Below are 21,539 nucleotides of genomic sequence, written 5' to 3' on the forward strand. Positions count from 1 at the left end.
CGCCAAAAAAATCAAAGCTCATAGCTAATAACTATGAGCTTTGATTTTTTTATTTAATTAATCCTCTAAATTATACATCATATTGTTCATCATATTTTGCATATACATATAATAGTTCATCCACATATCTTGCATTTCTTCCATTCCCATATTTTCCATATACATATATGGCTCATCCATTGATGGATATTTATTTGCAAACTCACCCATATATTGCATTGGTTCCATATTATATATAGGATTTATATATAATCCAGTTTCCTCTTCTTTGATTAACATTATATCGTCTAAATTACAATATTCGTCATCATTTTGATTATTGTTGTGTCCATTGCAGAAGTTAAATTCACATCCACATGATTGTTTCACTTCTTTTTTAGGTTTACAATAAGTTGGACTTACATATTTAGGTTCGCATGTACAACTTGGTTTTTCTTCTTTACATGTGTTAATTGGTTTACATGATTTTTCTTCTTTGCATGTATGAATTGTTTTGCATGGCTTACATGATTTCTTTTCTTTACATGGTTCTTCTATTCCTAAATCCACGTAGCAAGATTTTTTCGGCTTACAGTCTTCCATTTCATAACATCCTGCAATTTTTTCTTGGCATTTTTTCATCATATCTTCACATTTTTTAGATTTACCTTCGTATTCTTTTATCTTTTCTCCAGCAACTTTGTAGCACTTCATAGCCTTTTCATCACACTTCATAGCTTGAGAATATAGACATTTTGCTTGTTCATTTACATTTTGAGATTTTTCATATAAGCATTTCGCTTTTTCACAGTATTGTTCTGCTTCATCTCCTGCTTGCTCTGCTTCTTTGTATAAACATTTCGCTCTTGCACAAAGGTCTTCCGATTTACATAAAAGTTGATTTGCTTGTTTTCTAAGTTTCTCAGCTTCTGTTTCATTGTCCATAGACTCTTTAGCTAATTTTTTAGCTTTAGCTTCTAACGCTTTAGCTTTTTTATCAAATTCTTTAGCTTCTTCATATGACTCTACAGCCAAGCATTCACAATCTAAAGCTTTTTTAAATAATCTCTCAGCTTCTTGTGCTAACTTAACACAGGTATCATCAAATTTTATTTCACAGTCATCACATGGCCCTGGAGGACAGCAAGTTGGTTCTAATTTTTTTACCGGTTCACATTTTTTATAAACTGGTTTTTTACATGGTTCACAGTAGCTTTCTTTTTCTTTTTTTGGATTGCAACCTATATTTGCAGAACAGCTATTATAGCATTTTTTCTTTTTTCTCATTGTACTCATAGCTAGTCAAAACCCCTTTGTTGTATTTTATTTTAACTAAGCAAATTAATATGCTTAATACTAATTATATGAAAGTATCTTTGTGTGGTTACTAATAATGTCTAAAATATATACAAAAATTACCTTTAAATTTATTTTTTTCTTACTATAAATTTTCTTTTATTACATAAGATATATATGAATTAAAATTTATATCAAAACACTAAATTATAGTTGATTGGAGTGATTAATTTGAATAATAACAAAATAAATAATGAAAACATTAATAATCAAATTGATGATTATACTAAAAAAGGACAAGAGTATATAGAAAAGGCTGAACAAAAAGCTAATGAACTTTTGTCAAAAGCTAATGGTGTTGCACATGATGTGGTTGATAAAACAAATGACATGGCTGAAGATATGGAAAATGTAGTAAAAAAAAAGACAACTATGAGTCTAAAGTAGACTATCCTTATGATGAATGTTGCTGTGGTACAAATTTTGAGTGTTTTGATGAATCAAAAACTACAGTTGACTATATAAAGGATTATGCTAAAGAACATCCTGTAATGACAGCTACAGCAGTTTCTGCTACAGTTTTAACAGGACTTAGCTTAGTTAGTCCAAAAACAAGAAAAGTAACTGTACCTGTTGCTAAATATGCAGTTAAGCAACAAGCAAAATTCACATTAGGAGTTGGAATGTTAGCTATGGCTACTTACTTATCAAGTAAATCTGACTTTAACTCTTATAACTAATAAAAAAGGAGCTTTTAAAGCTCCTTTTATTTTAAATATTTCTAATATTTATTATTTGTGATTTTATATCTACATTATATTTATTTTGATTTTCTTCATTTTGTTTTATAGTTCCATTAAATTTTTTCATAGGTTCCTGATTATTATCTTGTTCATCTTCAAATGATATATTCTCAGAGGCATCTAAATTAAATTCTATATTATATTTATCCGTAGGTAAATCTAAATACGTCATCCCATTTTTATTGTCTATATTTAATTTTTTTGCAATAGGAACTGTAGATTCTATGTTTATACTAGGTGAATATTTTGTTGCTATTATATTAAATGTTTCTGGTATAAAGTTTTCTATATTTTCAATAAATACATCATCAGGCATAGATTGTAAATATACTCCTGCAGTAGTACTTATATTTATATTCTTTATTCCTAATATTTCACTAGCTTTTAGATTTATATCTCCATTTGAACTTATAGTTAAGTTCTCTAAACTTTTAACTTCTTTTGGTAATGTTATTTGACTGTATTCAGTTGAAAAAGTTACTCTTTCATTTAATACATCCTTATCCGTTATAATTAGATCTCCATATCTAGTTTTCGCTTGTATATCTACATTATTTGGAACATACACAATTATTTTATTTGAACCTAGGTTCATCATATTTATTACAGCATCACCAAATCCCTGAACTTCCAAATCTATATGTCTATTTTCTTCATTCTGTTTTATATCAAATCTGTTTTCTTTGTTATCTATAGTTAGTGTATTATTATTTAAAATACCTACTTGAACAATTTTAAGTTTGTCAGAGTTACTTTTTTTAACTTCTACATTTATGTTCTTAGTGTCTATGTCTAATTGTTTTATGTCAACTTTCTTTTCATATATTGTAACTTTTTCACTTGCTTTTTTTGCACATTCATTTATATAGTTAGTTGCAAATGGTACTGCAGCTATCGATGATGATATAGTACCTATAATTCCTATAGCAATCAATATAACTGCAAATATAGTTATTTTTTTATTCATCTATATCATCTCCTTTATAATTTATTTTGTTTTCTTTTGCATGTATATATTTTTTCTTATTTCTTAACCAGTTTATATATTGCTTATATATTTTTTTTCCTAACTTCATAATATATAAATAAACCTGTATTACTAATATATCAAGCCCTATAATTCCTATACTAGAAAATACTATAAGTGCAGCTACAGAGCTGTCCAGTCCAAGCAATGGTCCTGAAGTTCCTAATAACGCAATAAATGCTATGTTTAATGCCCCAATAGTTAATCCTGCACTTGCCATCATTAATATAAATAAAACCCAAATACACATTAATCCAAAACTCAAACAAGCTAGTAGTACTTTTATAAGTTTAGTTGATAATCCCTCATCATCATTTTTTAAATTTGGAGTTAACTTATTATTTATAACATCTTTAGTTTTATAGTAACTGTCTTTTAATCTTATTTTGACTTTGTTTACACCGTCATAAAATTTATCAAATTTTTTGTTACTATTATTAATTTTGCTTTCTTTCATCTCTCCTACTAAATCTCTAACTATAGATTTAGGTGATCCTAAGGATTCTATAATTTGTAAGTCACTTTTTCCTTCTATTTCTCCATCTATAAAGTATTCTTCATAATCTCTTAATATATCATTGACCTCATCATCAGAAAAGTGATTAGATAAATAGTCTTTTAATATTTCTAAAAATTCTCTTTTATTCAACCTTAATACCTCCTTAATCTAAATTAATAAGATAATCTACTGCGTTGGTAAAGTTTTTCCATTCTTTTATAAGACTTATTAAATTTTCTTTACCTAACCCCGTTATCTTATAATACTTTCTAGCTGGCCCTTCATTTGATTCTAATATATATGTCTCAAAATACCCTTCTTTAGTCAAACGTCTAAGTAAAGGATATATAGTTCCTTCATTCACTTCTATAACCTTAGAAATGTTTTGAACTATTTCATATCCATACATATCTTTTTTAGATATAAGAGCTAGAACACATATCTCTAAAACACCTTTTTTGAATTGTGTATTCATTTACTCCATCCTTTCTATAAAAATAACTACTATGCTTTATATAGTACCTTGTTTAATCATCGTCATAACCATATGATAGCACACTACTGTGCGCTACACAATACCTTGTTAAATTTTTTATTCACCTCCCCTCGATCTCTCTAACTAAAAAAGTCGTACTTTATCACAAAGTTTAAGTGCACTATCTAAATTTAACCGACATTTACAGGCATATTTTTAAGCCTGTATGGAGGAAATTTAGATAGTGCACTAATTAAAGCTTGTGAAAAGTACGACTTTTTAGCTTTTATTATTTAACGTATTCTGTTACTAATTTTATAGTTTCTATAATAGACTCTAAGTTAGTTCTTTCATATCCATGAGATGCAAATATTCCAGCACCTATTAAAGCTGTTTTAACATCATATCCAGCTTTTAACATAGCTCCTGCATCTGATCCGTAATTAGGATAAGTATCAACTTTATATCCTATATTATTATCTTTAGCAATTTGGATAAGTCTGTTTGTTAATTCATAATCATATGGTCCACCTGAATCTTTTGCACATATACATACATCGTACTCAGTTGAGTTTTGGCCTTCTCCTGGGCATCCCATATCTATAGCTATAAATTCTTTAGTTTTTTCTGGTACAGCTGCTGATGATCCATGTCCAACCTCTTCATAATTACTGAAGAAAAAGTTTACAGTATGTTTTGGTTTTATTCCAACAAGCTTTAGATACTCTATAACATATAAAGCTGCTGCAACTGAAGCTTTATCGTCTAGATGTCTAGATTTTACAAATCCAGAATCAGTTATTTTAACTCTAGGATCAAAAGATATAAAATCTCCTACTTCTATTCCTAGCTCTTGAGTATCTTCTTTAGAACAAACTTGCTCATCTATAACAACTTCATAGTTAGCAGGAACTCTTGGAAGTTCTCTACAGTCAGAGTGTATATGCACAGATGGTTTTATAGTTTGAATAGTACCTTCATAAACCGTTCCACCTCTTGTATGTATTTTACAACATTCACCCTCAACTGAAGTCATCATATATCCACCAACTTGAGTTAACGCCAATCTTCCATTTGCTTTAACTTCTTTTACCATTGCCCCTAATGTATCTACATGGCAAGATAAAGTCTTTTGATATTCATCGTCATCGCCTTTTATTGTAGCAACTACAGCACCCTTATTTGTTACTTTATAATCAACATTTAAAGTTTTTAAAACTCCTGTTATATACTCCATTATATTTTGAGTATAACCAGATGGACTTGGTATATTTAACACTTCCGTTAAATATTTTTTTACTAACTCAGATTTATATTCCATAACCTAAACCTCCCTATTTTTATAAGTTTCCTATAATTAAATAGTAAAATAAATAAATTATTGTCAGAGATATTAATATTTTTTCTATTCCAATTACTAAAAGTTCCATTTTTTTAATTGGAATATCAGTACTATCTACATATACCATATTAGTACTAATTGATATCGTTTGCACTATAGATATTATAAATATTATAAGACCAGATATATCTTTTATATCATTATTTATAAGTTCTATATACCTTCCTCCATTAAACATGCCTAAACATAAAGCTTCGTTTATTTGAACTTTTGATGGCAAATTAAACATTTCTATAATTGGATAAGTAATTTCACCTATAGTGTCAATCAATCCTGTATTATTTATTAAAAACTCTCCTACAAATATAATTATAACTAAATTGGGTAATATTGTCATAATTATATTAAATGATTCTTTAAAATTTTCAAACATGTAAAATATTAAAGAATCATTTTTTTTAGTAGATACATGTCTCCTTATTGCATTTTTAAACTTATCCTTTTTAAAACTACATTCTTTGTAAGAACTTTTGTATAAATAAGATTTTTTCTTAACTTTTAAAGGCCATATCCTACACATTAAAAAGTTAACAACTAAGGATAAATTTATAACCATAAAAATAGTAAATGCTACAGACTTTAAGCTTAATTCATCTGCTAAATAGTAACAATTTAAAATGCTAGTAAAAGAAAAACAAGAAATCATTATGCACGCTTCACTTTGTCTAAGTTTTCCTTTTTTATATAGATGGCTAGTCATAAACATCCCACTAAATATATCTACAAATAAATACACTAATATATTTAATACACATTTTCCACTTAGTTTAAAAGCTTTTTTAGTGTATTTTTGAAAATATGCTTCAAAAATTTCTAATAGACCATACTCTGTTATAAGAGGTAAAAAGAAAGAACTTATTGATAGAATAATCACTGATTTAAACAAAAAATCTCTCATAAATAGTAAACTGCTATTATTATATGCCCTAAATTCAATTTTAGAAAAAATTATAAGTATGAATAATATACTTATAGGTTTTATGCACTTTATTATATTACTAAGTGCATCATATTCCTTTTCTTTGTGTTTAATTATAGGTAATACAGATCCTATAGATACCATTATAAATAAATACAACTTAATTAATTCTATATACCTAGATTGAATAAAAAAGTATAAATGATATATAATTGTATTTGTAGAACCTTTTAAATTTATCGGCAAAAAAAATATAAAAATACCACAAATTGAATATATTACTATTCTAAACGAATCCATTAATTCAAAATTTTTATATTCATTGCTTTTTTCTTTTGTATCAATTCCTTCCATCCATTACCTCCATACATATAATATATAATTGATTTAATATTTATATAAATGTATAATACTATCATTAATTAAATTTTAAAAAAGAGGTGATATATTGAATAACACCAAAAAAACAATATTGATTCTTACCGCTCAATTTGGAGCCGGACATATAAGTGCAGCTAATGCTATTAAAGAATACATACTTGAAGAACAGCCTTCATATAAAGTTGTTATACAAAACTTTATAAGTGCAAGTGTTCCAAAAATGAATAAGCCACTTGTTAAACTTTATGAAGCTAATACAAAATATACTCCTGGACTATACAATTATTATTACTATTTAAAAAAATCATTTGACTCTAGACATGATATAGCTTATAAAATGTATACTCCAAAATTATCACAGTATATAATGGAAACTAATCCAGATCTTATAATTTCAACGTTTCCTATGGCTTGCACTTGTGTTGATTATTTTAAAACTAAAAATCCTGAGTTTAATGTTCCAACTATTACAGTAGTTACTGACGTTGTCGATAGTCTTGAATGGATTTATCCAACTACTAATATGTATTTTGTAGCTTCTCATGAGATAAAAAATAGATACGTTCAAAAAGGCATAAATCCTAATATAGTTAAAGTAACTGGGGTTCCTGTAAAAAAAGAATTTGAGCATAACTCAGAACAAAATTCATCTCAAAAACATAAGCTACTTATAGTTGGTGGTGGTAGAGGTTTATTTGATATGGAAGATGATTTTTTTTACTACATAGATGATTTATTAGACTTAAATGGAGATGCATTAGAAGTCACTATAGTGTGTGGTAAAAATCAAAAACTTTACGATAAATTAACTGAAAAAAAACCTCTTAAAAACATTAATGTTTTAGGATTCGTAACAAATATGCCATGTCTATTGAAAGAACATACATTATTGATAACAAAACCTGGTGGTGCAACTTTATTTGAAGCTATAAAAAGTGAAATTCCAGTAGTTGTGATGCTTCCTAAAGTTGGACAAGAGATAGAAAATGCCCGATTTATAATAGATAAAGGTATCGGCATTGTATATAACGATGAGGATGACTTAAAAAACTTATTAGATGCTTTAGTTGATAAAAGATTAAACGATCGAATAAACTTCATGTTAGACAATATAATTAATTTTAAAAATTCTATAGATTATAATAAAATTGCATCTTTTGTTACACAATTAATAGGGACTTTATAAAATAGTCCCTTATTTATTAATATTTTTGTATTTATTAATATTTATTATCTTTGATTCATTTGTAACAAATTTAATATTTTTTATATTACTTTTAGTTAATATATATTTTGTGTTCTTTATAAATTTAGAAATTAGCACAGCTTCTCCTATAAAAAATATAATACATATTGAAGCTTCAATGTTTAAATTATTCAAATATCCTGTTTTTCCTAAGCTAAATACTGAATGAGATTTTACTAAAATTAATATTAATATATGGATAATTACAATTGATGTAAGCTTATAAAATTCTTTATATAAGTTATTTTTTTTGATTGAGTTAATGATTTGAATTTGACTGAAATTAAGGATTTTCAATATATCTATGTATATCTGTTTAAATATATTTCTATCTACTAAGTTTAATATCACTATAACTATAGAAACAATTATTAAACAATATATATTATATATATATATATGATAAGGCTCATTTAATCCTATCTTTAAAGATTGCATAAAGGTGTATCCAATTGAAAAAAACAAACCTGAAAAATTAAATCTAAACTGATTGTATTTAATGATCATAGAGTATGCAATTAAAATCATAGTAGTCGTCATAAGAGAATATATTTTAGATTCTCCTTTAAATATAGAAAATAGAACAACCGGAGCAATAAAATATACCAAGGCATCTCCTATAAGCCTTTTTTTCATAAATCCACCTCCATTTTATTGAATATTTCAAATCTTCCTATAATTTCCCTCTATATAAAATAAATTCTATTAAACTACTTTTTCTCCTCCTTTTCCATAGTTTTTATTCACAAAAATAAAGACTATCTAACGAAAGTTATATGGATCATATTACTTTACCTAGATAGCCTTTATTTTTTATGCTACTTTTTCAGTTTTTGAATTTTCATTTTTATCATCTTCTAATAAACCTAATTTTTTAGCTAATATCTTTGTAGTACTAGCTTGTACTATTAATGTTATTAAAATCGTCATAAATACAACTGATGAAATTATTTGATAACCTGGAAGTTGCATAGATACAATTATTCCTGATAGAGCCGCTGGTATAACCCCTGTTTCTCTTACCCACATCATAAATAACTTATCTTTAAAATTCCATTTAGCTTGTCTATCAAATAATGTACATATTAAAACTACTAATGGTCTTGCTACAAACATTAAAACTAAAACTACTAATAATGAAGGTAACCAGTATTGTGCTAGTGCAGATAAATCTACATGAGTTCCTAAGACTATAAATATAGCCATTCTACATAATGCTCCTACACTCTCTCTAAAGCAATGTTCTGCATGAAAATCAATATCTGGTACCCATAGTCCGAATAATTTTCTATTTCCTGCTATAAGTCCTGCTATAAATACAGCCATATATCCACTTCCATGTAACTTAGTAGCTATTTCATAAGCTAATGCAACCTTTAAAACAGAAATTATTGGTGCATATGAGTGGAATACACCCCATTTTTTGTCTGACACTAAAAGTGAAAATAATAAACCTATAACAACTCCAACTGCTAACCCTACTACTACTGAAATTAATAATTCCTTTGCACTTTCACCAAGTGAAAATGATCCTGATGTTATAACTGCTAATAAAGTACTTACTAGTATTGCTCCTACTGCATCATTAAATGCTGATTCACTTACTACTGTTTGCTTAATTTTATCTTTTATTGCAACTTGCTTAAATACTGGTATAAGTGCTGCTGGGTCTGTAGATGCTATTACTGCACCTATAAGTAAAGCCGTCATAATTGATACTGGGAAAATCTTACTAGTTGCTAATCCAACTACAACCGTAGATATTACAACTCCTAAAGTTGAAAGTAAACCTACACTAATTTTAACTTTATTTAAAACTTTTAAATTTATCTCTCTACCGCCTTCATATAATATAAATGCCGATCCGAAAGTCAGTATAAGATTATTTTCTATTGGAAAAGCTTCTATACTTATTATATTTAAAACAGCTGGTCCTATTATTATTCCTGCTATTAAATATAAAATTACATCGGGTAATTTTAGTATTTCACTTAATTTACCTAATACTATACCTGTTACTACTACTACTGAAAATATAAACAATAGATTGTTGGTAGCAATTGCCTCCATTGTATTTTCCATACTGTTCACCCCATTCTTTCCATTAATTAGATTTCTAACTGTTTCCTTATCAAACAATTAATAATTATAGTACTCTTGAAATATAAAGTCAATTACTTAATAATTTTTCATTATATTTCAAAAACTCAAACAATTACCTTCAAAACCTTTTTATTTTAATTTTTATTAAATAATTGGTAATACCAATTTCAAGAATAAAATAAATTCACTAAAATTCTTTCTTTATTAAATCAAACAATAAAAAAGCTTATATAATAAACTTTTAATTTTTTATCATATAAGCATTTAATTTCAATAGTTTTTTAATTTTTATCTAGAAGTTATATCTAAAGGATTTTTTAACTCTCCATTTATCGTTACTTCAAAATGAACATGATTACCTGTTGATCGTCCTGTTGAACCTACCTTAGCAATAGGTTGACCTTTATATACTAAATCACCCTCGTTGACTATATTTTGACTATTATGTCCATATATAGAAGTTTTTCCATCAAAATGTTTTATAGCCACTACATTTCCATATCCATTTTGAATACCTGAAAAACTTACAACCCCATAGTCAGTAGCTAATACTTCAGTTCCATAATCAGCAGGTATATCTACACCCTTATGAAGTTTTCTTTCTTTAGTTATAGGATGAATTCTATAGCCAAAAGGAGAACTCAACTCTGTAAATCCTGGAACAGGCCAAGATCCATAATTTACTTTTCCATTCATTTCATTTTTTAAATTATTTTCTTGGTTTTCTAAATTTTTAACTTGATCATTTAAAGGTAATTTCGACGCCTCTAAAGCTTTTATTTCTGACTCTACAGAATTTTTCAATAAATCTTCATTGTCTTTTAAGCTCTTTTCATCATCAACAAAGTTTAATTGAACAACTTCCACATCACTAGATTCTTTTTGAATTAACTTTTTTTCTTCTATAGATTTATCTATATCTGAAATTTTTTCATTGATATTTCTTTGTTCAATTTTTAAGTTGTATATATCTTTTACAATTTGTTCACCTGATGAATTTTCAGTTTCTGCTCCATATATATTAAGTGTACTCATAGTCGTTATTAAACCTACAGCCATTAATATTTTAAAACTCTTAATCATACTTTTTCCTCCTTCTTAATAACTATTTCTTAATATAGACAAGTTAAATATAAATTATTCAAAATTTAACTTAATATCAATCACAATGGACAATCAAGTTTAATAAAATAATATAAACTATTTGTTTAAACCTATTAATTTATTTAAAAAGGGGAAGATAATATGATTAAAAATCAAGAGGTTATCTTTGGAATTATATCTGCTATATTCATAATAATATATTCTGCATCATACATACTTTCTGATATATATTTGATAGTCAACTCTAGAACTTTAAAATCAAATATAAATAAAGTACTCCCTACTCTTAGCAAACTAAATACACCTTCACTAATACTATCACTTGCATGTTTAATACCTCATATTTATACATTAAAATCTAATTTTTCTATATTTGATAGTAGTTCTATGTTATTATTTGTATTGTTTATGGCAACTTGCACAAAGTTAAATTTTTTAAATAAATTAAAAATAAAACAATACTCATCTATAATTGCTTATTTATTAATAGTAAGTTTATCTGTTCATATATTTTTCAGATAAAAATTTCATTCAATATAACAAAGGGATTAAGCTTTGCTTAATCCCTTTCTAAGTTCTAAATAAAAGTAGTTTAATATACTCTTTTATCCAATTGTAAAAACTATTAAAATATGTTTTTTTGATATTGAATATATTTTTGTTGAACTTCTTTCATTTTCTTTTTCATTTCTATTTGAAGATTCGATGCTGTTTCATAATCTTTAATTTCTATAGAATCTTTTATTCTTGTAAATAAAGATTTTTTATTCATTGTATCTTTCATTAAACAATGTTTTATATAGTTTATCTCTTCCCATAATACTTCATCTAAAACGTCCATATCATCATTTATGTGTAATTTTTTTAAACTTCTTATTATATCTATATTATCTTGTATAATTCTATTTTTAAGCTCTTTTTTCCATTTGTCTATAGCCCCTACTTTAAATGAGTCTATTATTTTATCTGAAAATACATTTCCTTGAGTTAATGATTCTAATTTATAGCTTTGAGTTTCTAAGTTTTTCATATTCTCATATACAGTAGCTGGAGGAGTTGAAAATCTTTGATTTCTTTCTTCTTCTTCATAATCTTCAAATACATCATTTTCGTCTCTATAAGCTCTATTTTTTTCTAGATAAAAACTATTTTCGCCTATATCTTTTGATAGTTCCTTCTCTAATTCCTTTGTACCTAATTTACTCTCAGCAACAGCCTTTATTCCATGAATTATAGTTTGGTATGCTCCAGCTATAACTAAATAAGTATTAGATAATGGATTTGGAGATCTAAGCTCAAATCTTGTAGATAAAGGACTATTAAGATCTCTTATAAGTCCAACTAATATAGATCTATTTCTTGATGGAACTTCATAAGAGTGACCTACTGATGTAACTATACAAACAGGGGCTTCAAAACCTGGAACTAATCTATTGAATCCATCATTAGACGAAGTAACAAATGGGTTTAGTACTTCATAGTTTCTAAGTATTCCCATTAAAGCTCCATATCCAAACTTTGTAGTATAATCATTTTTCATATCTTCTGGTGAAAATAAATTGACTATCTTTCCATTTTTAAGCTTTGCACTAATTCCAAAGTGAGTGTGTTCTCCACTTCCTGCAACACTATCTAAAGGCTTAGCTTTGAAAGTTACTTCTAAACCACTTCTACAAAAAACGTCTTCTATAACTTCTCTAGCCAATAATTCATTATCCGCGCATTGAAGTGGTGTTGAATATTTCCAGTCTATTTCTAATTGTTCCATTGCATGGTTAGTTTTTCCATCTATACTAATAGAGCTTGTTATTCCTCCAACCTCTTTATGACCCATTTCTGGTTCTACCCCTAAATTTTGAAGTATTATTAGACTATTTTCTAGACAAGTTCTTATAATTCCTTTTGTTCTTTTCCAATACTGTTCTTTTAAACTTTGAGATACATGAAGAGCTTCTATATCAGCTTTATCTTCCGGTGTGTTTACCCAAAATTCTAGTTCTGTTGCAGCAGTTAGATTTATACTTTCTATTTCATCTACGCTACTTATTCCTAGACCTTCAAGCATGTGTGGTTGTTGTGATATTATGTTCATTATAACTTCTTTTGTGTATTCTTCTGACTTTTTTAAAATCCCTCTAGAGCAAACTCTTTTTCCTTCATGTAATAAAAATGCTGGTATTTTTAAAGTTCCTATCGGTAAGTTGCACTTATTACACATATTTTCCATATTATAATCTATATACCAAATAGCATCATTATCTGGCATTAAATCAACTTTTGCATTGTTTAATGTTGCTATATTGTATAATTCAACACTAGAACCATCAGTTTGTATCCCTGAATTTAAAAATCCTGTAATATCATCTAGAAAAAGTTCTATAGGTATTTTTTCATCTATAGCATTTCCACCTAGATCAACTCCCATCAGAGATACAAATTTTATATTTTCATGTTGAGACAATAGTTCCTTTAAATCTTTTTCATTGTGACTATGTTTTTCAATAACATATAATAAAGATTGCATTTTTATCCCCCAATTCACTGATTTTATTTTATGATTTGCAAGTTATAATGTTTTTCAGAATAAAACACTTTTAATTCGCAATATAATTTATATTATTATAATATATTTGTATTTTGTTCGCAATATATTTAATTTTTTAAATTTACTTAAAAATCCTGTGTATGATTTTTTTTTTACATAGGGTATACTAAATTAATAACCAAAAATTTTTAGGAGAGATTCGTATGGAATATATAGTTTTCGATTTAGAATTTAATCAGGGGTTTGATAAAGAAAATAACAAAACATTTTCTAATGAACAATGCCCTTTTGAAATAATACAAATAGGAGCTATAAAACTTGATGCTAATTTTAATATAATCGACAAATTTAGTAGTTTTGTAAAACCCAATATATATAAAACCATCCATCCATTCGTTGGAAAAATGACTCATATAACATTGGACAAAGTAAAAGATGCACCTTCTTTTTCAAACGTATATAAGGAATTTAGAAAGTTTATTTCTAGCAAGTCTAGTATAATGTGCGTTTGGGGTTCTGGAGATTTAAAGGAGTTATACAGAAATATAAATTATTACTCACTTACTTCAAAAGGATTGCCCCAGTTATATATAAACGTTCAGCAGTATGCATCATCTTACTTTAATAATCCAACTGGCCAAAGTATCGGCCTTCAAAATGCTATACAAATTTTGCAACTTGAACAAGACAAAGCATACCACGATGCTTTAAACGACGCTTACTATACAGCTTTAGTTTTAAAAAATATCTACGATGAAAATATAGTTGCAGATACTTATGTATATACACCTGTTAAATCCAATAGAACTAGATCTAAATCAGTTAAAAAGAAAGTTAACTACCTTGCTTTATTTGAAGAATTTAAAAAGATACTAGGAAGAGATTTAACTTCAGATGATAAGAAACTTATAGATTTAGCTTATAAGATGGGGAAAACTAATCAGTTTTTAATAGATGATATACCAGCTCCAACACCTAAAGCTTCACCTAAATCTAGTAAGAAAAAATCAAAACATGGTTTTAAGTATAAAAAAAGAAGATAAGTCCTAATTTTAGGACTTATCTTTTTTATATATTTTTATGCATTCAAAAACAACATTTTTATATTTTCATATTGTGCAAACTCTACAACATCTATTGGTTTATCTTCATTTCTAAATTTGCTTTCTTTTCCTACATATACATTTACATTTCCAACTTGATTGTATACTTCATCTATAATATTTATAAAATCTTCACTTTTTAAGCTTTCTCCTTTAGACTTTATAAATACTACACTTTCATTATCTTCATTTCTAACTATAGACTCTATTCCAAACAAAAGACTCTCTTCTTTTATATAAACAACTTCAGCTCCTAAAGCTATCCCTTTATTTACTTTTTCTTTAAGCTGTACTATATTCATAATACCCTCCTTTATTTAACAGTTTATTAAATTATATTAAAGGTATTATGATTTTATGTTTTATTTTATCACTAACTCAACTGGACAATGATCAGAACCTAGTATTTCAGTATGAATGTCTGCTGATACCAGTCTATCTTTTAACTTATCAGATGCACAGAAATAATCAATTCTCCATCCAGCATTATTGTTTCTAGCATTAAATCTATATGACCACCAGCTGTATACGCCTTCTTTATCTGGATTAAAGAATCTATAAGTATCTATAAATCCTGAATTTAAAAAATCTGTGAATTTATTTCTTTCATCATCTGTAAATCCAGCATTTTTTCTATTTGTCTTAGGATTTTTCAAATCTATCTCTGTATGAGCTACATTTAAATCCCCACACATTATAACAGGTTTTATCTCATCTAACCTATTTAAATAATCTCTAAAATCATCTTCCCACTTCATTCTATATTCAAGTCTTTTTAAACCCTGTTGTGAATTTGGAGTATATACTGTCACAAAGTAAAAATCTTCAAATTCTAATGTTATAACTCTTCCTTCATTATCATGCTCTTCTATTCCTATTCCATACTTAACATCTAATGCCTTATTTTTTGAAAATACAGCAGTCCCTGAATAACCTTTCTTTTGAGCATAATTCCAGTAATCGTAATATCCTTCAAGATCTAAATCAATTTGACCTTCTTGAAGTTTTGTTTCTTGCAAACAAAATATATCTGCATCTATTTCTTTAAAAAATTCCATAAAGCCTTTAGTTACACAAGCTCTCAGGCCGTTTACATTCCAAGATATAAATTTCATATTTTTCTCCTTTGTATCTACTTAAATTTTATTTTTTTTGCAAAGTCTTGTGGCTTAGTTGAAGATACATATATTCCATTACTTACTTCAAATCCCCCAAAGTTATATTTTCTAGGAATTACATGGAAATGCAAATGAAATAAATTATCATTTTCTAATCCCTTTGGATGCGCATGCATACATAAATTAAAAGGCATATATCCACATTCAATGTATATTTTTTCAAATACTTTTTTAAATATATAGGCAAGTTCATTTAAGTTTACTTCACTTAAGTTTTCAAACTTAGAACTATCTTTACATATTATTCTAACTTCATTGTTATACATGGATGCATATGGAATTAACACCAAAAACTTTTCTCCGTTATGCACAACTCTTTCATTTAAACTTATTTCTTCATTTATTACTTTCTCATACAAACTTTCTTTTTTACTTTCATAGTACTCTTTTAGTATCTCTACTTCATTTTTTATATATTTAGGTACTAAAGACATAGAAATAATTTGTGAATGAGGATGAGCTAAAGATGCTCCAGCCTTCTTAAGAAAGTTCTTAAATATACTAATATATACAGTGTCTTTATTTTCTATATACTCTTTATACCTATTTTGGTATGCGAGAAACATATTTTTAAATTCAATTTCACTCATATTATAAAAAGAACCATTGTGTCTGTATGTATCTATAATAACTTCATGAATTCCACTTATTCCTATTGCCCCTTCTTCTATTATTGGATATTTATTATAAATAGATTTACATATCCATCCAGAATCACCCTTTATTTGAAAAGTAGTTCCTGCTGAAAGTTCTTCATTCCCTCTACAAAATGGGCACTTCTCTTCATAAATGTTAGCTAATTCTTTTTCATCTTCAATTTTTTTCATATCAGTCGGTCTACCTGTTCTATCAGGAGCAAATATAATTACATCTCCACTAAATAAATCTACCCTTAAATCACTCAAATTTAACACCTCTATTCAGAGTATTTATTAATTAATTAATTTTTAAATATATACTTAATATAATATCTTCAAAATACTACTTTGCTATAATATTTTTTGTAAATCTATAGTTATAATTTTACATATTTTATCACAGATTGTAAATCTTATAAAACCCTTATGATATCTGAAAAAACTGAGTGCTTTTTACCTTCGTTTATGATATTATTCTCTTGTAAGGGGATTTTACATATTTTTCATAATACAGGGGGTATTAAAAATGTACTTTTCTAATAGAGTTATTTCTATGCAATCTTCACCTATAAGAAAGTTAGTTCCTTATGCAACAGCTGCTAAGGAAAAGGGAATAAAGGTTTATCATCTAAACATAGGTCAACCTGATATAAAAACACCTAAAGGTTTTTTTGATGCTGTCAATACTTTCAATAGCGATGTTTTAGAGTATGCTGTATCTCAAGGTTTGCCTGAGTTAATAGATGCAATGATTGATTATTATGCTACATATGACATGAATTTTGAAAAAGATGAAATACTTATAACTAATGGTGGTAGTGAGGCTTTATTATTTTCCATGATGGCTATTTGTGATCCTGGTGACAACATTTTAGTTCCTGAGCCATTTTATACAAACTACAATGGTTTTAGCTCTTGTGTAAACGTTTTTGTAAAACCTATAACTACGCATCCAGAAAATGGATTCCATCTTCCAAACAAAGAAGAAATTTGTTCTAAGATTGATAAAAACACTAAAGCAATACTTATATCAAATCCAGGAAATCCAACTGGAACTGTTTATACAAAAGAAGAAGTTCATATGTTAGCTGATATAGCAAAAGAAAATAACTTATGGATAATCGCTGATGAAGTTTATAGAGAATTTGTTTATGATAACTTAGATTATATAAGCTTCGGAAATATAGAAGAAATAAAAGATAGAGTAATAATAGTTGACAGCGTATCAAAAAGATATAGTGCATGTGGAGCAAGAATAGGGTCTTTAGCTTGTAAAAATAAAGAGTTCATTGCTCAGGTTTTAAAATTATGTCAAGGAAGATTGTGTGTATCTACTCTTGATCAAGTAGGATCTATAGAATTGTACAAAACTCCTAATACTTATTTTAAAAAAGTTAATGAAGAATATGAAAAAAGAAGAGATGTTTTATATAGTGAATTAATGAAAGTTGAAGGAGTAATATGCAAAAAGCCAACAGGTGCATTTTATATACTTGCTAAATTACCAATAGAAAATGCAGAAGATTTTGTAATCTGGATGCTAAATGAATTTGATGTAGATGGAGAAACTGTTATGGCTTGCCCTGCTGAAGGCTTCTATGGAACTGAAGGCTTAGGTAAAAGCGAAATAAGACTTGCTTATATATTAAATGAACATGATTTAAGGAAAGCTGCAAATATTTTAAAAGAAGGTCTTGAAAAATATATGGAAGTTAAAAATGATTTAGCAACTAATAACTAAATTTAAAATAGACTAATCAAATGATTAGTCTATTTTTTCGCCACTTTTTACACTTACTGTTAACTTGTCTCTTAAATTGGGTGCTTATGCACATACCCTAGCTTTCTTTTATAAGTATTTCTTCTAAGTTTTTTATAGAATCCATAAATTTATTACGATCTTCTTCATTTAATTCCAAGAATCTTGATTCTAATCTAGTTCCTAATGCTTCTAAAAAGTCTTTAGCTATCTCTTCACCTGAAGTTGTTAAGTTTAATATATATTTTCTTCTGTCTCTTGAATCTCTTGTTCTAGTTAAGTATCCCTTTTTAGTTAAGTCATCTACCATAGTAGTAAGACTTCCTTTTTCTATATTTAATTTTTCGCATAAGTCCGTCATCGTTATTTCCCCATTATTATTTATGAATACAAGTGCTCTTAATTGTGTTCTGTTTACATTTATATTTGCGGCATACTCTTTTAAAGACTCTAAATATAGACTAGCATGTATCTTAGGAAAAGTTTTTGATACGAAGTCTATAATTTCTTTTATTATTTCATTCATTTCTTCACCTCCACCCCCTTAAAAGTATTGTCAAACTCTAGTTTACACTAATTCCTTTGTATAGACAACACCCAAAAATACTAATATGATTGTGTTGCAATTTTAACATTATTTTTCAAATTTGATTTTATTTTCTAACTCTTTCTACATTTTTCTACATTTAAACTATTTACAAAATTAATTTTTTATAATATAATTGAATCATAACCGCAAAAAGCGGGAAAACAATAACAAGCATTTATTTATTTTAATCAACGAGGAGGAAAACTTTTTATGATGCAAATTATAACGAGTACGGCACTATTATTAGTTGTACTGGCATTATTCACTTTATTCAGTTACAAAGCACCTCACGGTATGAAAGCTATGGGTGCACTAGCAAGTGCTGCTTGCGCAAGTTTCTTAGTTGAAGCATTCCACGCTTCATTATTTGGACAACAATTTGGAATCTCTTTCTTAGAGCAAGTTGGAGCTGCAAACGGTAGTTTAGGAGGAGTTGCTGCTGGTATATTAGTACCATTAGCTTTAGGAGTATCTCCAGTTTATGCAGTTTTAGTTGGTTTAACAGTTTCAGGATTCGGAATACTTCCAGGATTCGTTGCAGGATACTTAATATCATTCGTTGTTAAGTTCTTAGAGGAAAAAACTCCTGCTGGTCTTGACTTAATAGTTATAATATTAGTTGCTGCTCCATTATCAAGAGCAATAGCTATGTTTATGAACCCAATAGTTAATGATACATTAATGCAAATAGGACAAGCTTTAACAGCTGCTTCTACATCTTCTCCAATATTCATGGGTATAATACTTGGAGGATTAATAACAGTTGTTGCTACTGCTCCATTATCATCAATGGCATTAACATCTATAATAGGTTTAACTGGTCTTCCAATGGCAATAGGTGCATTAGCAGTATTTGGTTCTTCTTTCATGAACTTTGTATTCTTCTCTAGAATGAAGTTTGGTGATAAGAAAGATACTATAGCTGTTGCTATAGAGCCATTAACTCAATCAGATATAATATCTGCAAACCCAATACCAGTATTCACTACTAACTTTATAGGTGGAGCATTATCAGGTGTTGTAGTTGCTTTAATAAGTACTTACGTTGCACCTCTTGCAATAAGTGTTCCAGGTATGGCTACTCCAATAGCTGGTTTCGCTGTAGCAGTTGGACAAAACGGAACTCCTGCTTTAATGGCTGCTGCTGGATGTATAGTAGTAAGTATATTCGCTGGATTCTTAGGACATACAATATTCAAGAACTACAAAATAGTTACTGCTGATATAATACGTGGTAACGGAAATGACGAAGATACTGCTGCTTAGTCAGCATATTATAAAAGCACATCATATGATGTGCTTTTTTTATGCGCAAAAAATTTCAATGTCTAATTTTGTTGATTCTTCTATTTGAATCTCATTAAAAACTTCTTTCATTACAGGCTCTTCTCCTTGTCCTCCATATATAAATATACCTAAAACAGTGATACAACAAAGCGCATATAACTTCATAATTCTCCCCTCCCACATAAATTGTATACGAATTGCAATCAATTGACTACAAATACACCAAATATTATGGTAATTTTTTAACAAATTACTAATTTAACTAACATATCGCAAATTTCATTAAGAAAAAAAAGCATAAGTCCAATGACCTATGCCTAATTTTTATCTTTTAAATTTATAGCACTTACCTATCTAACACAAAATATACTTAAAATCCCTGGACCTGCATGAGCACCTACACAAGATCCTACATCTACTATTGAAATTCCATTAGGATTTAACTCCAAAGTTGCAAGATCCTTTAATTTACTCATATCCTGATTACAATCACCATGTCCTATAGCAATTTCTTTTCCTTCCCCACAATATTCTTTAGTCATATCTACCATCTTAGAAAATACATGTTTCTTTCCTCTTACTTGCGCTACTGGCATTACTAACCCATCTTTAACTTCTAATATAGGCTTTATCCCTAACATATTTCCTATAACAGCCTTAGATGATGATATCCTACCACCTCTTTGCAAGTATTTTAAGTCATCTACAGAAAATACTACATACATATTCTCTTTCATATATTCTAATTGATTTAAAATATTATCTATACTATCACCGTCTCTAGCCATTTGTGCAGCTTTAACAACTTGCATCCCGCAGCCATATGAAAAATTCATAGTATCAAAAATATATATTTTACCATTCGTATCATTTTTTGCCATTATTGCACTTTGATATGTCCCTGTAGCCCTAGATGATCCTGATATGTATAAAATTTCTCTACCTTCATTTACAAATTTATCAAATACAGATTTAAATTGAGAGTATGTAGCTTGTGATGTTTGAGGCATTTTTCCATCTCTCAACATATCATAAAATTCTTTAGGCTCTAAATCTATACCATCTCTATATTCTTTATCATCAAATCTAACCGTCAACGGAACCATTTCGATATCATACCTATCCCTTAACTCTTTTGATATATCAGATAAACTATCACATACTATCTTTAAATTATTCATTGCAACTCCTCCTTTGTTTTGAATT

At 27.8% G+C, this 21,539-nt stretch carries 23 protein-coding genes; 7 read left to right on the forward strand and 16 right to left on the reverse strand.

Features of this window, described 5'->3' with window-relative positions:
* Window positions 1-57 precede the first annotated feature (57 nt).
* On the reverse strand, window positions 58-1,275 hold the full coding sequence (locus tag KXZ80_RS11500) for a hypothetical protein (RefSeq protein ID WP_021433609.1): 1,218 nt from the start codon (window positions 1,273-1,275) through the stop codon (window positions 58-60).
* Between the two features lie 231 nt (window positions 1,276-1,506).
* Between KXZ80_RS11500 and KXZ80_RS11505 the strand changes: the two genes are divergently transcribed.
* Together KXZ80_RS11505 and KXZ80_RS11510 are read left to right on the forward strand one after the other, a co-directional pair.
* Window positions 1,507-1,722: a hypothetical protein gene (locus KXZ80_RS11505; protein ID WP_021433610.1), complete on the forward strand. Its 216-nt coding sequence runs from the start codon at window positions 1,507-1,509 to the stop codon at window positions 1,720-1,722.
* A 104-nt stretch (window positions 1,723-1,826) separates the two neighbouring features.
* Entirely contained in the window at window positions 1,827-2,015 is a 189-nt protein-coding gene (locus KXZ80_RS11510) for a hypothetical protein (protein ID WP_021429692.1), read from the forward strand.
* A gap of 31 nt (window positions 2,016-2,046) precedes the next feature.
* On the opposite strand, the gene KXZ80_RS11515 is transcribed toward KXZ80_RS11510, so the two are convergent.
* The 5 genes from KXZ80_RS11515 to KXZ80_RS11535 form a co-directional block, all read right to left on the reverse strand.
* The gene (locus KXZ80_RS11515; RefSeq protein ID WP_021433611.1) at window positions 2,047-3,045 is read right to left on the reverse strand and encodes a DUF4097 family beta strand repeat-containing protein; all 999 of its coding nucleotides are present in this window, start codon (window positions 3,043-3,045) and stop codon (window positions 2,047-2,049) included.
* Window positions 3,038-3,754 carry a DUF1700 domain-containing protein gene (locus tag KXZ80_RS11520; protein WP_021433612.1) on the reverse strand — a complete coding sequence of 239 codons (717 nt, stop codon included), beginning with the start codon at window positions 3,752-3,754 and terminating at the stop codon, window positions 3,038-3,040. Before KXZ80_RS11520 ends, KXZ80_RS11515 begins: the two co-directional genes overlap by 8 nt.
* A 13-nt stretch (window positions 3,755-3,767) precedes the next feature.
* On the reverse strand, window positions 3,768-4,079 hold the full coding sequence (locus KXZ80_RS11525) for a PadR family transcriptional regulator (protein ID WP_021429543.1): 312 nt from the start codon (window positions 4,077-4,079) through the stop codon (window positions 3,768-3,770).
* 289 nt (window positions 4,080-4,368) lie between these two features.
* Window positions 4,369-5,400, reverse strand: coding sequence for a M42 family metallopeptidase (locus tag KXZ80_RS11530; RefSeq protein WP_021433613.1), 1,032 nt, complete (start codon window positions 5,398-5,400; stop codon window positions 4,369-4,371).
* 19 nt (window positions 5,401-5,419) lie between these two features.
* Window positions 5,420-6,754 (reverse strand): YjiH family protein, encoded by a 1,335-nt coding sequence (locus KXZ80_RS11535; RefSeq protein WP_021433614.1) that lies wholly within the window; start codon window positions 6,752-6,754, stop codon window positions 5,420-5,422.
* Between the two features lie 94 nt (window positions 6,755-6,848).
* On the opposite strand from KXZ80_RS11535, the gene KXZ80_RS11540 reads away from it, so the two are divergent.
* The gene (locus KXZ80_RS11540) at window positions 6,849-7,967 is read left to right on the forward strand and encodes an MGDG synthase family glycosyltransferase (protein ID WP_021433615.1); all 1,119 of its coding nucleotides are present in this window, start codon (window positions 6,849-6,851) and stop codon (window positions 7,965-7,967) included.
* Window positions 7,968-7,976: 9 nt separating this feature from the next.
* Here the strand turns inward: KXZ80_RS11540 and KXZ80_RS11545 are convergent, their stop codons facing one another.
* The 3 genes from KXZ80_RS11545 to KXZ80_RS11555 all read right to left on the reverse strand — a co-directional run bounded on the left by KXZ80_RS11545 (window position 7,977) and on the right by KXZ80_RS11555 (window position 11,213).
* Window positions 7,977-8,663, reverse strand: coding sequence for a hypothetical protein (locus KXZ80_RS11545; protein WP_021433616.1), 687 nt, complete (start codon window positions 8,661-8,663; stop codon window positions 7,977-7,979).
* 177 nt (window positions 8,664-8,840) lie between these two features.
* Window positions 8,841-10,109: a cation:proton antiporter gene (locus KXZ80_RS11550; RefSeq protein WP_021433617.1), complete on the reverse strand. Its 1,269-nt coding sequence runs from the start codon at window positions 10,107-10,109 to the stop codon at window positions 8,841-8,843.
* A 309-nt stretch (window positions 10,110-10,418) separates the two neighbouring features.
* On the reverse strand, window positions 10,419-11,213 hold the full coding sequence (locus KXZ80_RS11555; protein WP_021433618.1) for a M23 family metallopeptidase: 795 nt from the start codon (window positions 11,211-11,213) through the stop codon (window positions 10,419-10,421).
* A gap of 162 nt (window positions 11,214-11,375) precedes the next feature.
* Between KXZ80_RS11555 and KXZ80_RS11560 the strand changes: the two genes are divergently transcribed.
* Window positions 11,376-11,756, forward strand: a complete 381-nt coding sequence (locus KXZ80_RS11560) for a hypothetical protein (protein WP_021433619.1) — start codon at window positions 11,376-11,378, stop codon at window positions 11,754-11,756.
* A 103-nt stretch (window positions 11,757-11,859) separates the two neighbouring features.
* Here KXZ80_RS11560 and KXZ80_RS11565 read toward each other — a convergent pair whose 3' ends face one another.
* Entirely contained in the window at window positions 11,860-13,758 is a 1,899-nt protein-coding gene (locus tag KXZ80_RS11565; RefSeq protein ID WP_021433620.1) for a type I glutamate--ammonia ligase, read from the reverse strand.
* 224 nt (window positions 13,759-13,982) lie between these two features.
* On the opposite strand from KXZ80_RS11565, the gene KXZ80_RS11570 reads away from it, so the two are divergent.
* Complete coding sequence (locus KXZ80_RS11570) at window positions 13,983-14,822, forward strand: 3'-5' exonuclease (RefSeq protein ID WP_021433621.1); 840 nt, start codon at window positions 13,983-13,985, stop codon at window positions 14,820-14,822.
* Window positions 14,823-14,857: 35 nt separating this feature from the next.
* On the opposite strand, the gene KXZ80_RS11575 is transcribed toward KXZ80_RS11570, so the two are convergent.
* From KXZ80_RS11575 to KXZ80_RS11585, 3 genes are read right to left on the reverse strand one after another with little or no spacing between them, the layout of a single operon-like run.
* Entirely contained in the window at window positions 14,858-15,184 is a 327-nt protein-coding gene (locus tag KXZ80_RS11575) for a hypothetical protein (protein WP_021429765.1), read from the reverse strand.
* A gap of 60 nt (window positions 15,185-15,244) precedes the next feature.
* A complete protein-coding gene (locus KXZ80_RS11580; RefSeq protein ID WP_021433622.1) occupies window positions 15,245-15,997 on the reverse strand; it encodes an exodeoxyribonuclease III in 753 nt (250 codons plus the stop codon).
* A 17-nt stretch (window positions 15,998-16,014) separates the two neighbouring features.
* A complete protein-coding gene (locus tag KXZ80_RS11585) occupies window positions 16,015-16,965 on the reverse strand; it encodes a galactose-1-phosphate uridylyltransferase (protein WP_021433623.1) in 951 nt (316 codons plus the stop codon).
* A gap of 259 nt (window positions 16,966-17,224) precedes the next feature.
* Between KXZ80_RS11585 and KXZ80_RS11590 the strand changes: the two genes are divergently transcribed.
* Window positions 17,225-18,439 (forward strand): pyridoxal phosphate-dependent aminotransferase, encoded by a 1,215-nt coding sequence (locus KXZ80_RS11590; RefSeq protein ID WP_021433624.1) that lies wholly within the window; start codon window positions 17,225-17,227, stop codon window positions 18,437-18,439.
* A 97-nt stretch (window positions 18,440-18,536) separates the two neighbouring features.
* On the opposite strand, the gene KXZ80_RS11595 is transcribed toward KXZ80_RS11590, so the two are convergent.
* On the reverse strand, window positions 18,537-18,983 hold the full coding sequence (locus KXZ80_RS11595) for a MarR family winged helix-turn-helix transcriptional regulator (protein WP_021429767.1): 447 nt from the start codon (window positions 18,981-18,983) through the stop codon (window positions 18,537-18,539).
* A gap of 273 nt (window positions 18,984-19,256) precedes the next feature.
* On the opposite strand from KXZ80_RS11595, the gene KXZ80_RS11600 reads away from it, so the two are divergent.
* Window positions 19,257-20,312 carry a PTS sugar transporter subunit IIC gene (locus KXZ80_RS11600; protein ID WP_332840958.1) on the forward strand — a complete coding sequence of 352 codons (1,056 nt, stop codon included), beginning with the start codon at window positions 19,257-19,259 and terminating at the stop codon, window positions 20,310-20,312.
* A gap of 39 nt (window positions 20,313-20,351) precedes the next feature.
* On the opposite strand, the gene KXZ80_RS11605 is transcribed toward KXZ80_RS11600, so the two are convergent.
* Window positions 20,352-20,498 (reverse strand): hypothetical protein, encoded by a 147-nt coding sequence (locus KXZ80_RS11605; protein WP_021429609.1) that lies wholly within the window; start codon window positions 20,496-20,498, stop codon window positions 20,352-20,354.
* Window positions 20,499-20,683: 185 nt separating this feature from the next.
* Complete coding sequence (locus KXZ80_RS11610; RefSeq protein WP_021433626.1) at window positions 20,684-21,514, reverse strand: DegV family protein; 831 nt, start codon at window positions 21,512-21,514, stop codon at window positions 20,684-20,686.
* Window positions 21,515-21,539 lie beyond the last annotated feature (25 nt).

This window comes from Paraclostridium bifermentans, from assembly GCF_019916025.1.
Taxonomy (GTDB): Bacteria; Bacillota; Clostridia; order Peptostreptococcales; family Peptostreptococcaceae; genus Paraclostridium; species Paraclostridium bifermentans.

Coding starts and splice junctions, on each gene's coding strand:
- KXZ80_RS11510 (WP_021429692.1), top strand. CDS start 1,827: ATGACAGCTACAGCAGTTTCTGCTACAGTTTTAACAGGACTTAGCTTA.
- KXZ80_RS11600 (WP_332840958.1), top strand. CDS start 19,257: ATGATGCAAATTATAACGAGTACGGCACTATTATTAGTTGTACTGGCA.
- KXZ80_RS11550 (WP_021433617.1), bottom strand. CDS start 10,109: ATGGAAAATACAATGGAGGCAATTGCTACCAACAATCTATTGTTTATA.
- KXZ80_RS11500 (WP_021433609.1), bottom strand. CDS start 1,275: ATGAGTACAATGAGAAAAAAGAAAAAATGCTATAATAGCTGTTCTGCA.
- KXZ80_RS11595 (WP_021429767.1), bottom strand. CDS start 18,983: ATGAATGAAATAATAAAAGAAATTATAGACTTCGTATCAAAAACTTTT.
- KXZ80_RS11535 (WP_021433614.1), bottom strand. CDS start 6,754: ATGGAAGGAATTGATACAAAAGAAAAAAGCAATGAATATAAAAATTTT.
- KXZ80_RS11605 (WP_021429609.1), bottom strand. CDS start 20,498: ATGAAGTTATATGCGCTTTGTTGTATCACTGTTTTAGGTATATTTATA.
- KXZ80_RS11525 (WP_021429543.1), bottom strand. CDS start 4,079: ATGAATACACAATTCAAAAAAGGTGTTTTAGAGATATGTGTTCTAGCT.
- KXZ80_RS11610 (WP_021433626.1), bottom strand. CDS start 21,514: ATGAATAATTTAAAGATAGTATGTGATAGTTTATCTGATATATCAAAA.
- KXZ80_RS11580 (WP_021433622.1), bottom strand. CDS start 15,997: ATGAAATTTATATCTTGGAATGTAAACGGCCTGAGAGCTTGTGTAACT.
- KXZ80_RS11565 (WP_021433620.1), bottom strand. CDS start 13,758: ATGCAATCTTTATTATATGTTATTGAAAAACATAGTCACAATGAAAAA.
- KXZ80_RS11560 (WP_021433619.1), top strand. CDS start 11,376: ATGATTAAAAATCAAGAGGTTATCTTTGGAATTATATCTGCTATATTC.
- KXZ80_RS11515 (WP_021433611.1), bottom strand. CDS start 3,045: ATGAATAAAAAAATAACTATATTTGCAGTTATATTGATTGCTATAGGA.
- KXZ80_RS11555 (WP_021433618.1), bottom strand. CDS start 11,213: ATGATTAAGAGTTTTAAAATATTAATGGCTGTAGGTTTAATAACGACT.
- KXZ80_RS11575 (WP_021429765.1), bottom strand. CDS start 15,184: ATGAATATAGTACAGCTTAAAGAAAAAGTAAATAAAGGGATAGCTTTA.
- KXZ80_RS11530 (WP_021433613.1), bottom strand. CDS start 5,400: ATGGAATATAAATCTGAGTTAGTAAAAAAATATTTAACGGAAGTGTTA.
- KXZ80_RS11570 (WP_021433621.1), top strand. CDS start 13,983: ATGGAATATATAGTTTTCGATTTAGAATTTAATCAGGGGTTTGATAAA.
- KXZ80_RS11590 (WP_021433624.1), top strand. CDS start 17,225: ATGTACTTTTCTAATAGAGTTATTTCTATGCAATCTTCACCTATAAGA.
- KXZ80_RS11545 (WP_021433616.1), bottom strand. CDS start 8,663: ATGAAAAAAAGGCTTATAGGAGATGCCTTGGTATATTTTATTGCTCCG.